This is a genomic window from Streptomyces sp. NPDC028314 (genome assembly GCF_055565795.1).
The window spans coordinates 465,340-479,551 of sequence record NZ_JBVHTP010000001.1; the positions used below are offsets into that span (position 1 = coordinate 465,340).

14 protein-coding genes are annotated in these 14,212 nt (G+C 72.2%); 4 read left to right on the forward strand and 10 right to left on the reverse strand.

The genetic code is table 11. The annotated features are described in order from the left end of the window. Positions 1-70 precede the first annotated feature (70 nt). Entirely contained in the window at positions 71-664 is a 594-nt protein-coding gene (locus ACZ4TG_RS02130) for a GNAT family N-acetyltransferase (protein WP_468159389.1), read from the forward strand. 216 nt (positions 665-880) lie between these two features. Further along, a complete protein-coding gene (locus ACZ4TG_RS02135; protein WP_468159390.1) occupies positions 881-1,702 on the forward strand; it encodes a class I SAM-dependent methyltransferase in 822 nt (273 codons plus the stop codon). Between the two features lie 62 nt (positions 1,703-1,764). On the opposite strand, the gene ACZ4TG_RS02140 is transcribed toward ACZ4TG_RS02135, so the two are convergent. Next, the gene (locus ACZ4TG_RS02140) at positions 1,765-3,246 is read right to left on the reverse strand and encodes a multicopper oxidase family protein (protein WP_468159391.1); all 1,482 of its coding nucleotides are present in this window, start codon (positions 3,244-3,246) and stop codon (positions 1,765-1,767) included. A gap of 314 nt (positions 3,247-3,560) precedes the next feature. Here ACZ4TG_RS02140 and ACZ4TG_RS02145 point away from each other — a divergent pair, with 314 nt between their 5' ends. Both ACZ4TG_RS02145 and ACZ4TG_RS02150 read left to right on the forward strand, forming a co-directional pair. Beyond that, positions 3,561-4,064, forward strand: coding sequence for a hypothetical protein (locus tag ACZ4TG_RS02145; protein ID WP_468159392.1), 504 nt, complete (start codon positions 3,561-3,563; stop codon positions 4,062-4,064). An 82-nt stretch (positions 4,065-4,146) separates the two neighbouring features. Further along, positions 4,147-5,454, forward strand: coding sequence for a hypothetical protein (locus tag ACZ4TG_RS02150; RefSeq protein ID WP_468159393.1), 1,308 nt, complete (start codon positions 4,147-4,149; stop codon positions 5,452-5,454). Between the two features lie 53 nt (positions 5,455-5,507). Here the strand turns inward: ACZ4TG_RS02150 and ACZ4TG_RS02155 are convergent, their stop codons facing one another. From ACZ4TG_RS02155 to ACZ4TG_RS02195, 9 genes are all read right to left on the reverse strand, one after another. Next, the gene (locus ACZ4TG_RS02155) at positions 5,508-6,101 is read right to left on the reverse strand and encodes a TetR/AcrR family transcriptional regulator (RefSeq protein WP_468159394.1); all 594 of its coding nucleotides are present in this window, start codon (positions 6,099-6,101) and stop codon (positions 5,508-5,510) included. Positions 6,102-6,230: 129 nt separating this feature from the next. Next, positions 6,231-6,833, reverse strand: coding sequence for an isochorismatase family protein (locus tag ACZ4TG_RS02160; RefSeq protein WP_468159395.1), 603 nt, complete (start codon positions 6,831-6,833; stop codon positions 6,231-6,233). Positions 6,834-6,852: 19 nt separating this feature from the next. Continuing rightward, the gene (locus ACZ4TG_RS02165; RefSeq protein WP_468159396.1) at positions 6,853-7,833 is read right to left on the reverse strand and encodes a GlxA family transcriptional regulator; all 981 of its coding nucleotides are present in this window, start codon (positions 7,831-7,833) and stop codon (positions 6,853-6,855) included. Positions 7,834-7,928: 95 nt separating this feature from the next. Continuing rightward, on the reverse strand, positions 7,929-8,555 hold the full coding sequence (locus ACZ4TG_RS02170) for a HutD/Ves family protein (RefSeq protein WP_468159397.1): 627 nt from the start codon (positions 8,553-8,555) through the stop codon (positions 7,929-7,931). 335 nt (positions 8,556-8,890) lie between these two features. Further along, entirely contained in the window at positions 8,891-10,282 is a 1,392-nt protein-coding gene (locus ACZ4TG_RS02175; RefSeq protein WP_468159398.1) for a VWA domain-containing protein, read from the reverse strand. Between the two features lie 77 nt (positions 10,283-10,359). Then, the gene (locus ACZ4TG_RS02180; RefSeq protein ID WP_468159399.1) at positions 10,360-10,812 is read right to left on the reverse strand and encodes a hypothetical protein; all 453 of its coding nucleotides are present in this window, start codon (positions 10,810-10,812) and stop codon (positions 10,360-10,362) included. Positions 10,813-11,318: 506 nt separating this feature from the next. Beyond that, positions 11,319-12,896, reverse strand: a complete 1,578-nt coding sequence (locus tag ACZ4TG_RS02185) for a DEAD/DEAH box helicase (RefSeq protein ID WP_468159400.1) — start codon at positions 12,894-12,896, stop codon at positions 11,319-11,321. A 357-nt stretch (positions 12,897-13,253) separates the two neighbouring features. Then, positions 13,254-13,457 (reverse strand): cold-shock protein, encoded by a 204-nt coding sequence (locus ACZ4TG_RS02190; RefSeq protein WP_030228921.1) that lies wholly within the window; start codon positions 13,455-13,457, stop codon positions 13,254-13,256. A 300-nt stretch (positions 13,458-13,757) separates the two neighbouring features. Then, positions 13,758-14,102 carry a MerR family transcriptional regulator gene (locus tag ACZ4TG_RS02195; protein ID WP_468159401.1) on the reverse strand — a complete coding sequence of 115 codons (345 nt, stop codon included), beginning with the start codon at positions 14,100-14,102 and terminating at the stop codon, positions 13,758-13,760. Positions 14,103-14,212: the final 110 nt, after the last annotated feature.

Consider the following 14,212-nt stretch of genomic DNA (forward strand, 5'->3'; position numbering starts at 1 on the left):
TTTGTTTCTGCTCATTTTTGTACTAGTGCATTAATTTGATCTAGCTAGTTCAAAGGGCTAGGGTGGCGGCATGCCTGCACAGATACCCGCCCCCGTCACACTGACCGGCCGGCACATCAGCCTCGTCCCCCTGTCGATGGACCACCTCGGTGACCTGTTCGCGGCCGGCGGCCGTGACGACGAGGTCTGGCGGTGGCAGGGCGGCAGCGCCCCACGGACGGAAGAGGAGCTGGGCGCCACCCTCAGCGAACTCCTCGCGGACGCGGAACGCGGCGTGTACCACCCCTTCGCCGTCATCCATCTCGCCAGCGGCAGGGCGGTGGGCTGGACGACCTTCATGGACGTCGACGCCGAGCACGAGCGTCTGGAGATCGGCTGGACCTGGTACGGCCGCGACCACTGGCGGTCGGCGGTCAACACCGAAGCGAAGCTGCTGCTCATGACATACGCCTTCGAGGAACTGGGCATGGGCCGCGTGCAGTTGAAGACCGACCACATGAACCTCCGCTCTCAGGCAGCCATCGCCCGGCTCGGCGCGCAGCGCGAGGGAGTGCTGCGCCGCCACCGCCGGCGCCCGGACGGCACCTGGCGGGACACCGTGTACTTCTCCCTGCTCGCCGAGGAGTGGCCGGCCGCCAAGGCCCGGCTCGGCGCCCGGCTCTGACTCGGCTCGGCCTCGGCTCGGCCTCGCTCCGGCTCCGCGGCCGCCGTTGTCGTTCTCCTCGTCCGGCGGCGGCGCCGCCCGACGACGGCGACGCCGGCCGGATGGCCCGTACGGGTGGAAGACCGCGCCCGGTGGGCGTACGGCGGCCCGGCCGTTCCGGAGCGCGCGGCAGCCGTGGTCCGATGGGCGGCGGAGCAACGGGTGGAAGGCGGGCCGGTGGACGACGCAGAGGTCGGCGGGCGGTTCGTGTGGGCGGCCGGGGACGCCTACGAGGCGTACATGGGGCGGTGGAGCCGCCTGGTCGCCGAGGAGTTCGTGGGCCGGCTGCCCCGCGCCCCCGGGGCGGCATGGCTGGACGTGGGCTGCGGCACCGGTGCGCTGAGCGCCACCGTGTCGTCAAGGTGCCGGCCGCGGCTGGTTACGGGGGCGGACCGTTCGGCCGCCTTCGTGGGCTCGGCCCGGGCCGCCGTGCCGGCTCCGGCAGCGTTCCTCGTGGCCGACGCGCTGGCACTGCCGATGCGCGACGCCGCGTACGACGCCGTGGTCAGCGGCCTGGCCCTCAACTTCCTGCCCGCGCCCGGAGCGGCGGTCGCGGAGGCGGTCCGCGTGGTGCGGCCGGGCGGGCTCGTCGCCTGCTACGTGTGGGACTACGCCGAGGGCATGGCGCTGCTGCGCTCCTTCTGGGACGCCGCCGTGGCCGTGGATCCGGCGGCCGCGGAGCTGGACGAGGGGCGCCGGTTCCCGCTGTGCCGGCCCGAGCCGCTGCGGGCGCTGTGGTCGGCGGCGGGGCTGGCCGAGGTGGCGGTGGCCCCGATCGAGGTGGAGGCCGCCTTCACCTCCTTCAGCGATCTGTGGGACCCCTTCCTCTCCGGCCAGGGCCCCGCGCCCGGATATGTCGCCGCGCTCGCCCCGCCCGCGCGGAGCCGGCTGCGCGATGCCCTGCGCGCGGCCCTGCCCGTACGCCCGGACGGCTCCCTCACACTGACCCTGCGCGCCTGGGCCGTCCAGGGCCGCAGACCGCCCCGGCCCGGGAGATGACGGCGGCCGGACGAGCGGGGCCGCCGCGGCCCCGCGGCCGGGTGGCCGGGTGGCCCCGCGCGTCAGGAGATGCGCATGTTCGCCATCATGCCCATCGCGCCGTGGTCGAACATGTGGCAGTGGTAGACGTACGTGCCCCGGTAGCCGGTGAAGGTGGCCTGGAGCTTCACGGTCTCCCCCGGCATCAGCGGGACGGTGTCCTTGAGCCCGGTCTCCGGACCGGCCGTGACCGGCTGCCCGTTGCGCTCCAGCACCCGGAACTGCACCAGGTGCATGTGGAAGTTGTGCGGGACGAACTGGTTGGCGTTCTTCACGGTCCAGATCTCGGTGGAACCGTAGGCGATCTCGGTGTCGATGCGGTTCATGTCGTACGTCTTGCCGTCGATGTACGCCATGTCGTGCGGCCCGCCCGTCTCGTCCATCCGCAGCTCGATGCTGCGGTTGACGGTGGCGACCGGAAGCGGCGGCAGCGTACGGAGGGCCGCCGGGACGACGCTGTCGTCGCTCGCGGAACGGGTGATCTTGAACTGGAGCACCTTGCCGATCAGGTCCTCCGGTTCGCCGGGCGCCGCGGCCTTGTTGTGGAGCTCGACGGTGCTGCCGACGGGGAAACGGGAGAAGTCGATGACCACGTCGGCCCGTTCGCCCGGGGAGATGGCCACGGAGCCGGTGTGGTGGGGGGCCGTGAGGAGGCCGCCGTCGGTGCCTATCTGGATGATCTCGGAGCCGTCGGCCAGCCGGAGGTCGAAGAAGCGCATGTTGGCCGTGTTGAAGAAGCGGAAGCGGTACTTGCGGGCCGCGACCTCGAAGTACGGCCAGGCCTTGCCGTTGGCGAGGATGACGTGGCGGTGCTGGAAGTCGCCCATCTCGTAGACGAGTTCGCCGTTCTCGGCGAAGCGGGCGTCCCGCAGCGAGACGGGGACGTCGTAGGCGCCGGAGGGCAGGCCGAGGCGCCGCTCGGTGTCGTCCGTGAGGAGGTAGGTGGCGGTCAGGCCGCGGAAGACGTTCTCGGACTCCAGGTGGTGGGCGTGGTCGTGGAACCACAGGTTCGCGTGGGGCTGGGAGTTGGGGTACGTGTACGTCTTGGTGCCGCCGTTGGCCGCGATGAGGTCCATCGGGGAGCCGTCGCTGTCCTGGGGAACGTGGCCGCCGTGCAGGTGGATCGAGGTGGGGTTGCCGAGGGTGTTGGTCTGCTTGACCACGACCCGCCGGCCCGACTCGGCCTTGATGACGGGGCCGGGGAAGGATCCGTTGAAGGTGCGCAGCGGGGTGGTCAGGCCCGGCACGATCTCCTTGGAGGCTTCCTTGAGGGTCATGCTGTAGTAGCTGGCGGTGCCGGTGGTGAGGTACGGCTGGAGCACCGGTGCCAGCGGCATCCGCTGCGTGAACTTCGCCATGCCGGCCGGGTCGAGGTCGCCGGCGGTGGTGGCCGCGGTGCGGGGCTCGTTGGCGGCGGCCGTCACGGCGGGCAGCAGCATGCCGCCCGTCCCGATGACGCTGGTGGCGGCCACGCCTGCCCTCAGTGCGGTCCTTCGAGTGATCACTGTTCCCCCGTGGGTGCTGGCCCGGCGCCTCACGTGCCGGCGGATTGGCGCGTACGTACGCGGTGGTGGTCCCGCAGAGCCTGCGAGAACGCGGTGGTGCGGCGGTGGTGGGGCGGTGGTGGTGCCGGGCGGGTCCTCGGTTCCCGGTCGGGGCCTTCGGCGGCCGCAGGGGCGTCCTCCCGCCAGGAGGGCGCCATCCGGCCAATTGCTTGACATGGTCCTGACATTTCAAGACCCCTGTGGGACTTTCCGTGAGGCGCGGCCCCCCACGCCTCGCCGTACACCCCCACAAGGACGTGGCAAAGAGGAGCGACATGAGGAAGATCTCCACATGGCCCTGCGTCACCGTGCTGACGGCCGCAGCGGTTCTCGGCGGCTCGACGACGGCGCTGGCCCTGGGGCCCGCAGCCGATCAGCGGGTCGACGGGGTGATCGTCGTCGCGGGCAACACCTGTAGCTGGACGAACGCCCGTACCAGCGCGAGTCCGCCGAGCACGCTCAGCGTCGACCGCACCACGATCAACACTCCCGGCGGCAACCTGTCCTGCGGCGGCGGCATCACCGCATCCCTCAACAACAACCCCGTCTTCACCTTCGACGACGCGAGCGGCCTCGCGAAGACGGACTCCATCGACATCACCGGCAAGCAGAGCTTCATCTCCTGCCGCTACAAGGCGACGAACATCGTGTGGAACCGCGACGGTGCCACACGGAAGTACGTCAACCAGGCCTTCACGGCGACCAAGGTCTCGGGGAGCTTCCTGTGTCCGGGCTCGGTCACCACCGCGGCCGGGGGCGCGTCGATGCTGTTCCACTGATCTCCGGTGCGCCGCGGCCCCGTACCAGGCCGCGGCGCGCATCGCTGTTCCCAGGCGCCGGGGGCGCTCGCATACTGATGCCGTGACCGACTACGTCAAACACCTGCCCGCCGGGGTGTTACCCGAGGGGGGCACGGCGGCCTGGGAGATCCCCGCGGCCGAGCGCTGGCTGAAGTCCCGTACGCCCTCCTTCTACTCCCCCGTCGCCGGCAGTCGGGTCCTCGCGGCTCTGGTCGCGGGCGCGTTCCTGCTGCTGGGCGTGGGCGGCGCGGCGGCCGGGGCGACCGGCACGGCCTGGCGCGACTACCCCGGGGCGGTCCTGCTGGCAGCCCTGCCGCTCTGGTTCCGCTTCCTCCCCGGTGCCACCCTGTGCTCCGCGGGCCTGATCGCGGTGGCCGCGGCCGCCTCCCTCACCTCGCGGGAACCCCCCGGCACCGCGCGCGTCGCCGGGCTGTGGCTCGCCCTGGCCCTCGCGCTCTACGCCTTCGACGGAGCCTGTGCCCGGCTCGTGTCCCGCAGCCGACAGCGTGAACTCGCCCTGGCCGCAGCCGGACCGGCCCGGGTACCGCTCCCCGGGGCGCTGCCCGACGGACACCGCCGACGCGGCTGGTGGCCGGCACTGACCGGCCTCGCTCTCGGCCTCGCGGGCGCCGCCGTACTGGCGGGGGGTCTGCGCCGGGATCTGCGCGCGGGGGGCACGGGCGCCCCGTACGACGCCATCGGCCGGCAGATCACCGCCCTGCCGCTGCTGGTCCTCGGGCTCACCCTGGTCGGCGTGGGCATCGCGGCGCGCACGGCCGCCCGGCGGTTGCACCGGGGGCCTCAGCCGACTCTGGCCGTGGGCGTCCGCTTCGCCCGGTCCGCGCACCACTGGCTGTACCCGAACGCGCGGGACACCTCCGGCAAACCCCTGATCGCCTGCCTGCCCCGGAGCCGGGACACCCGCACCGGCACCCGGCTGCTGGCCGGCGGCAGCGAGGCGGCCCTGCGCGCCGGGCACCACGATGTGGACCCCTTGAGCGAGCCCTTCGCCGCCGTGCTGTACGGAGTCCCTCACGAGGGCGCCGAGATACTCCTCGAGTACGCCGTGCACGAGGCCGGCGGCCGCATCGTCCCCCAGGTCACGGCCGCTCCCCTGCTGCCGCGCCGGCGCCATGGGCTCGGCTTCTGGACACCGAGCGGGGTGTCCCACCGCGAGAGCGTCCGGCGGGCGGCCGCACTGCGCGAGCAGCGGCGCCGGGAGGCGGCGGAGCGGCGCGACGCGGAGCGGCGCGACCGGGATCGGGATCGGGATCGGGATCGGCGCACCGACAACTCCGGGGGGTGCGGGGGCGGATGCGGAGGCGGTTGCGGCGGAGGCGGATGCGGTGGTTGCGGCGGCTGCGGCTGACCCCGCCACCGGCGCTCACGGCACGGGTCACCGGGGCATTCGGGGGCGCAGGGTCATTCGGGGCGCAGGGAGCGCCAGATACTGTCGGGCAGGAGCCTGGCCGCCTCGGCCAGGTCGATCTCGTACGTGCCGGAGAGCCAGCGCCGCGCAGCTTCCGCGACCGGACCCATGACCAGGACTTCGATCAACGCGCCCGGCATGGGGGCGATTTCGCCCTTCAGGACCCGCGACTCCATCCACTGCGCCATGGGCGCCAGCATGACGGCCTTGGCCGCGGAGATCTCCTCGGCGTGTACGGCCAGATAGCCGGAGTAGGCGGAGGCGTGGAGGAACAGCGCAGCGTCCCGCTGCTCCTGGGTGAAGCGCAGGTAGGCCTGCACCAGCGCCTTGATCCCGGTGCGGGCGGTACGGGTGCGCAGCAGGGCGGCGATCATCGACTCGAACAGCTCCCCCATGCAGCGGGTGTAGAGCGCGGCCGCCAGGCCGTCGAAGCTGCCGAAGTGGTGGTAGAGGCTGCCGAGGCTCACGCCGCTGGCCTTGGTGACCGCGTTGACGGTGAAGCCCTGTTGCCCCGATTCGGCGTAGACCCTCAGCGCGGAGCGCAGGACCAGCTCGACGGTGGCCTCGCCACGCTGCTGCTTCACCATCGGGCCAGCCTAGATCAGAAACGGACTGGAGAAGTCTTCTAGAACTGGGCTCCATACAACTGGGGTTCGCCCGGTGTGCGGCTGCGGCTCGACGCCGGAGCCGCACACCGGGCGGTGGTCCCGTACTCCTCAGCCGGTGAGGTCGGCGGTCGTCGCGACGACCGTGCCGAAGAGGTCCGCGACCGTGGTCAGGCTCGCGGTCTGGAGGGCGACGGCCGGCACCAGGGCGCCGTCGGGCCCGGCCAGGGGGCGGGTGGCGGTCGCCTCGGCGACGACGGTGGGGCGGTAGCCCAGGTAGAAGGCCCCCTGGGCGGTGAAGGTGATGCACATGTGGGTCATGAATCCGGCCAGGACCAGATCGGGGCCTGCGCCCAGCTCCCGGAGCGTCTTCTCCAGGTCCGTGGCGTGGAACGCGTTCGGGACCTGCTTGACCACGACCGGTTCCCCGTCCCGGGGTGCGACCTCGTCACTGATGGCCCCGATCTCGGCCCGGATGTCGTACGGGGTGCCCTCGCCGCCGTCGTTGACGATGTGGATCACCCGCGCCCCGGCGGCCCGGGCGGCGGCGAGCAGCCGGGCGCCGGCGGCCAGGGCCTGCTCGGCGCCTTCGAGGGCCAGCACCCCCGAGCGGTAGGTGTTCTGGAAGTCGATCATCAACAGCGTCGAATCGGCGAGGCGCGCGGGCGTGTTGTCGAGGCCTATGACGTCGCGCAGGGTGGTGGAGGCGTTCATGGTCCGGTGATTCCTTCGGTCAGGGAGAGGTACGGAACCGGCGGCGGTACGCGGCCGGGGTGGTGGCGATCTGTTTGCGGAAGGCGCGGTGCAGGGTCTCCACCGAGCCCAGGCCCGCGGCGGAGGCGATCTGCTCCAGGGGCTGGTCGGTGGTCTCCAGCAGGCGCCGGGCGGCTTCCACCCGGACGGCTTCCACGTAGGCGGCGGGGCTGGTGCCCGTCTCCTTGCGGAAGGTCCGGGCGAAGTGCCGCTCGCTCATGCACATCCGGGCCGCGAGCGCGGCCGCGGAGAGGTCCGCGTCGAGGTGTTCGGTGATGAACAGGCGCAGTTCGTCGATGTCCCTGCGCGTTGCGGCGGGTCGGCTGAGCGGAACGCTGAACTGGCTCTGGCCGCCCTGCCGTTTGAGGTACATCACCAGCTGCCGGGCGACCGCGAGCGCGAGTTCCTCGCCGTGGTCCTCGGCCACCAGGGCCAGCGTCAGGTCCATGCAGGCGCTGATGCCGGCCCCGGTCCACACCCGGCCCGAGCGGACGAAGATCGGGTCCGCGTCCACCTCGACGCGCGGGTGTTCGGCCGCCAGCTGGGCGGCGGTCGACCAGTGGGTGGTGGCCCGGAGGCCGTCCAGCAGGCCGGCCGCGGCCAGCAGGTGGGCTCCCACGCACACCGACGCCACGCGCTGGGCGTGCGGTGCGGTGGCGGCGATCCACCGCACCACCGCGTCGTCGACGAGCGCGACCGGTCCCTCCTCGTCCAGTTCGACGGCGCCGGGGACCAGGAGCGTGTCCACGGCCGCGCCGACCTCCGCGAAGGAGAGGTCGGCGACCAGGCGGACACCGGCCGAGGTGGTGACCTGGCCGCCCTCCGGGCCCGCCAGCCGTACGTCGTACAGAGGGCTGCCGGATGTCCGGTTGGCGAGGGCGAAGACCTCCGCGGGGCCGGTGACGTCGAGGAGGTCGACATCGGTGAAGACCGCGATGACGACTCGGTGGGGCGTGGGCATGCGTTCATCGTGGTCGTCCGGGACCACGGCCGCAATGACGGTTCTCTGTCACATCCGGACACGGGGTCGCGTACGGACGGGCCGCCGCCCGCGGCTCAGGAGGGGCGCGGCCCCAGCCTCACCAGCGCCGCGTGCCCCGGTGTCCGTACGAGGGCGCCGCGCTCGGCGGGCACCAGGGCCGCGTCGTAGCGACCCAACTCGGCGGGCTTTTGGCCATCGGCCTCGACGGCCGTCGGCCCGTCCAGCGCGACCACCAGCAGGGTCTGGCCGGGCGGTACGGCGAGCGCGAGGTCACCCCGCACGACGGCGACCTCGGCCCGGGTCCGGTCCCTGCGGTACATCACGTTGAAGTTGACGACCGGGCCGTCCAGGAGCCGGCCGTGGGTCGGGCGGTCACCGGGGAAGTGCTGGGGCGCGTAGCGCTCGTCCACGAGGCGGTGTACGCCCCCGACCGTGAGGTCCATGCCCGCGCCCTCGGCGACGGTGAGGATGCGCTCGACCCCCGGGAAGGCGGAGAAGGGGCCGTCGGCGGTGACGTCGGCCAGGCTGACCCGCCACGCGAACGCGTCCATGCCGACGCCCTCGGGCCACGCGGCGATCTCCCGGGTGACTCCGCCGCCGTTCTTCCAGCCGGCCGCCGGGCGGTCGGCCGCCCGCAGGATCCGCACGGCCCCTTCCCGGCTCGCACCGCTGCCGGTACCGCTGTCCGTACCGCTGGTCATGCCGCCGCCCTTCCGGGCCCGGGGACGTTCCCGGGCCCGGCCGAGCCTAACGCTCTAGTTCAGGCAGAGGTCGTCCCCGTACACCGAATGGTCAGGGCGACCGGTAACGAGCGAACGGGGCTGGAACGACGTCTCATCGATGCTCCCGGTGGGGCGCGAGCGAACGGGCGGACGCCTCATGAGTGGTCTGGACCAACATCAGGTCAAGGGGCCGATCCCGTCGGATTCCCGGCGGAGGAACGACAAGAAGCCCCCGGGCACGGCGGTTGAGCCGGACCGGGGGGCTGTAACGCGGGGGCCTTACCAGGGCCGCGCCCGGGGCCGTACCGGGGCCGTCAGCGCAGGATACCGGCCTCTCGGGCGGCGCGCATCCAGGACGGGAACTCCGACAGGAGCTTGTCGTACAGCTCCGGATCGGAGACCGTGTCGATGTCGTCGACGGCGAAGAAGCCGACGTTGTCGACCCGGCGACCGGGCATGTTGTCGAAGCGCTCCAGCACGCCGAAGCCCGCCCTGCCGAGACCGACGAACTGCCAGAAGACCGGCTCCTCCACGGCCGCCCGCAGTTCCCGTTCGATCTCGTCGTTGCGGTACACACCGCCGTCGGAGAAGAACAGCACGAGGGTCGGGGCGGGCACCGGGACGTCCCGTACGTAGGCGCGCACCTCGGCGATGACCTTCTGTTCCTCGTTCTGGAACCCGACCGCGCGCATGTCGATCTGACCCGGCACCAGGCCTTTCGGCGGCTTCTTGCGGCCGAAGAGGCTCATCTGGCCGACCCTGACGTGCAGGCGGATCCACTCGGGGAGCTCACCGATGGTCAGGTCGGGAAGCCGGGCGGGGTTGGTGGCGAAGGTCCACGCCTGCATCTCACCGTCGTCGTCGAGTTGCGCGGCGACGGCGGCCATCCGCTCCACGACGCCCGCGACCGTGCCGCGCGAGTAGAGCGTGCTCATCGAGCCGGAGGCGTCGAGGACGAGGATGACGCGGGCGGTCACGCCTGCGGCCCCGGCCTTGGTCAGGCTGACGGCCACCTGCTCCTTGCGCAGGGAGAGGCGCTTGCGCATGTCGACGGGCAGCCGTTCCTCGCCCTTGACCATCCGGACGCCCGGTACCGCGGGCGCGACCGTGGGGGCCGGGGCCGGGGTGAAGGCGGGCGCGGGATTCACGGGAGGCGCGGACACCGGGGCCGGTACGGGGGCCGCGGCCGGCGCCTCGTCGACGCTGATGCCGAAGTCGGTTGCCAGACCCGCCAGACCGCTCGCGTAACCCTGCCCCACGGCCCGGAACTTCCAGGCACCGGACCGCCGGTAGAGCTCACCGCTCACGTACGCGGTCTCCGTGTCCGCCGCCATGTCAAAGCGGGCCAGCTCCGCACCGGACGCGGCGTCGAGCAGCCGCAGGTTCAGCCCGGGCACCTGCCCGAAGGCTCCCCCGTCGGCGGACGCGCACAGCACGACGCGCTCGATGTCCGGCTCCAGGGCGGCCAGGTCCACTTCCAGGGAGTCGGCGCCGGGCTGCTTGCCCAGGTGGCGGACCGCGCCCGAGGCGTGCCGGGGCTGGTTGTAGAAGACGAAGTCCCCGTCGGAGCGCACTCGTCCGCTGCCGGTCAGCAGCAGTGCGGACCCGTCGACGTCCGGGACGCCGGGCCCGGCCGACCAGCCGAGCACCGCCCGGACCGAGGAAGCCGCGACCGGCAGGTTGGCGCCTTTGCTCAGTGTTGTCACGCCGGACAGTCTGCCTCGCGCCCCGCCCGTCCAGGTAGTCGCACGCGCCTCCCTCGTACGACGGCCCGTTGAGCCCGTCAGGGGCGGCGGGTGGTGTGGGGCAGGGAGAAGTGTCCCGGGCGTTCGCGTTCCTCCGGGGTGTCTGACGGGGCGTCGGTGTCGATCGCGTTCACCACGACCGGGGAGCTGCCCGTGGGGCCCGTGGCGGTGGCGCGCAGCCGGTAGCGCTCGGTGCGGACGGCGTCGCGGGCGAGGGGCGTGCCGCCCGAGTAGAGCTCGTACGGCTTGAAGTCGTTGGCGATGCGCAGGTCGGCGGGGCGCCAGGTGCCCGCCGGGTCCAGGTGTTCCAGGATGAGGTCCCGGGCGGGGCCGGGAGCGTCTCCGGGGGCGGCGACGAGGCCTTCCATCTGGAAGGTGAGCAGCAGGTGGCGGTACGCCTGGGTGTTCCCGTTGCGCAGGGTGACCGTGAACTCCTGCGCGGGGCCGCCGCGGACCAGGCTCAGCCGGCCGCCCTTGGTGGCCACGGTCATGGAGAGGAAGGTGGCCGGGGCCGGGGCCGCGGGCGGGGCGGTCCGTACCGCTGCCGGGGGCGGGGGCGTGGACGCCGCCGGGCCGCTCGCAGTGCCCTCCGGGGTCGGCGAGGGGCTCGCGGACGGCGTGACAGAGGGTGTGGCGGCGGGTACGGGGCTCGCCGACGCGGCGGGCTTCTCCCCGGCGCAGCCCGCGAGGGCTGCCGCCAGGAGCACCGGTACGAGAAGCGGACGGAGTCCGCGGATGGATCCGGCACCGCACACGGCACCGGGTCCGGCACCGGGTCTCGGTCCGGGTCCGGGTCTGACCTGCATGGCGGCCCTCCTCCCTCTGGCTGATGGGGGAAGGTAGCAAGGCCGCGAGGCCCTTGGCTGCGGGCGTCCGGTGACGCTTCGGTCACGGTTGCCCGGCGGAGTGCGGGCCCGGCACACTGCCGGGCCCGCACCCCGTGAGGCTTATGCGGCGTCCGCCCTGCGGCGGGTGCGGCCCTGTCGGGTCAGCGCGCTCACGCCACGCTGTCGTACGAGCGGCGGCGGGCCTGGGCCGGCCTGCTGCGCCGGCCTCGGGTGGACGCGGCGCTGCGCGTACGCCGCTCCGTGACCGGTGCCGTGATGGTGACGGGGACGCCGGAGGGGGCCTGGGCGCCGGTGATCCGGTTCAGCTCGGCCTCGCCGGAGCGGACCTGGGTGGTCTGCGGGGTGATCCCGGCGGCGGCCATGAGCCGCACCATGTCCCGGCGCTGGTTCGGCAGGACCAGGGTGACGACGCTGCCGGACTCGCCCGCGCGGGCGGTGCGGCCGCCGCGGTGCAGGTAGTCCTTGTGGTCGGTCGGCGGGTCGACGTTGACGACCAGGTCGAGGTTGTCGACGTGGATGCCGCGTGCGGCGACGTTCGTCGCCACCAGCACCGTCACGTGCCCGGTCTTGAACTGCGCGAGCGTCCGGGTGCGCTGGGGCTGCGACTTGCCGCCGTGCAGCGCCGCCGCCCGTACCCCGCTGTTCAGCAGGTCCTGGGTCAGGCGGTCCACCGCGTGCTTGGTGTCCAGGAACATGATCACGCGGCCGTCGCGGGCGGCGATCTCCGTGGTGGCGGCCTGCTTGTCGCCGCCGTGCACGTGGAGCACGTGGTGCTCCATCGTCGTGACCGCGCCGGCCGAAGGGTCGACCGAGTGGACGACCGGGTCGGTCAGGTAGCGGCGCACCAGCAGGTCCACGTTGCGGTCGAGGGTGGCGGAGAACAGCATCCGCTGGCCCTCGGGGCGCACCTGGTCGAGCAGGGCGGTGACCTGCGGCATGAAGCCCATGTCGGCCATCTGGTCGGCCTCGTCCAGGACCGTGATGCCGACCTGGTTCAGCCGGCACTCGCCCCGGTCGATGAGGTCCTTGAGGCGTCCGGGGGTCGCGACGACGACCTCGGCCCCGCCGCGCAGGGCAGCGGCCTGCTTGCCGATCGACATCCCGCCGACGACCGTGGCCAGCCGGAGCTTGACGGAGCGCGCGTACGGGGTGAGCGCGTCGGTGACCTGCTGGGCGAGCTCACGCGTCGGTACGAGGATCAGCGCGAGCGGCTGCCCCGGTTCGGCGCGCTGTCCGGCGGTACGGGCCAGCAGCGCCAGCCCGAAGGCCAGGGTCTTGCCGGAGCCGGTGCGCCCGCGGCCGAGCACGTCACGGCCCGCGAGGGTGTTCGGCAGGGTCGCGCCCTGGATCGGGAACGGCACGGTCACGCCCTGGGCGGTCAGCGCGGTCAGCAGCTGCTCGGGCATGTCCAGGTCCGCGAAGGCCTCGACGGCCGGCAGCGCCGGGGTCAGGGTGACGGGCAGGGCGAATTCGCCCTGCGGGGCGGAGGACCGTCGGCCGTATCCGCCGGAACGGTTCGCCCCGCCGCCGGAGCGGCCGCCGCCCGAGCGGCCGGGAGCCGGGGAGCCGAAGCGGCTGCCTCGGCTGCCGCCGGAGGAGGAGCCGTACGAGCTGCCGGACCCGGAGGAGCTGTACGGGCTGGAGGATCCGTACGAGCTGGAAGAGCCGTACGAGCCGCCCGTACGGGAACGGGACGAGCGGTCGTTGGTGCGAGCTGTGCGGTTCATGCAGAACCTTCCTCGATGCGGCACGTATCGAGGAATTCCTGGCATTGGCGTGAAGCCGCAGCGGATTCTCAAGAACGAGCCGAAGAAATGACACAGCAGGACCCGGCCGTACACGCGGTGCGGAACGGATCGGTTCACTGCTGAGAGGGCGTCGCCGTACCCGGCGGCCGGAAGACAGGCCGGGCATCGGGGGCGACGGCCGGGAGGACTTCCTCCCGGGCGGGTCGTGGGCGCTCGGCAGACGGTGCTGCCGCGCCGCTCACGCGGACCGTGACGGCCGGCGGAGCTGGGGAAACACAACGAGCTGGGGCCCGCACCCCAAGGTGCGGGCCCCAGCTACGCAGTACGTGTCAACGCTTAGGCGGGAACGATGTTCTCGGCCTGGGGGCCCTTCTGGCCCTGCGTGACGTCGAAGTTCACCTTCTGGCCTTCCTGAAGCTCACGGAAGCCCTGGGTGGCGATGTTCGAGTAGTGGGCGAACACGTCAGCGCCGCCACCGTCCTGCTCGATGAAGCCGAAGCCCTTTTCCGCGTTGAACCACTTCACGGTGCCAGATGCCATATGAATTCTCCTTTTGGGGCTGTACCCGGACCCACACTGTGCGGGCACCGGAGTCGAAGTGATGATTGCCCCGTCCGAAGAAAATCCGGAAATAAAAAGTGCGCCCGCCGGAGAAAATCCGATGGGAGCACTTGAAGTCTTTGGGAACCACAACTGCAACTGAGAACCACCGTAGCACAGCGCTAGTCGTCGAGCGCGGAAAGTTTTCGCGCGCCTGCTTGCCGTGTCATAAACCTTCACCGGGTATTCGGTGAATTTCTACAGTGGCGGGTACAGGTATGCGCGGACCGCGGCCGCCGCTCAGGGGGCTTCGCCCGCGGCGGAGACGCCATGGTGGCGGCGCATCTCCGCGTTGGCCCGCAGGGCCTCTTCCAGCTGGTCCTCCAGCGCGATGATCCGGCATGCGGCGTCGAGCGCCATACCGCCGTCCACGAGCTCGCGCGCGCGGGCCGCCAGCCTCAACTGGTAGCGCGAGTACCGGCGGTGGCCGCCCTCCGAGCGCAGCGGGGTGACCAGCCTGGCCTCGCCGAGCGCGCGCAGGAATGCGGGGGTGGCGCCGAGCATTTCGGCCGCCCGGCCCATGGTGTACGCGGGGTAGTCGTCATCGTCGAGGCTGTCGGCGAGCGGGGACTTCTCAGGGGGCATAGCACCTTCGTTTCAGTGACTCACTGCACCAGAAATACTAGGCCCCCAGAGAGCCAATGACTACATTCGCGATCACAGATTTACCCGGCCGGGTGATGCCGATTTTCACA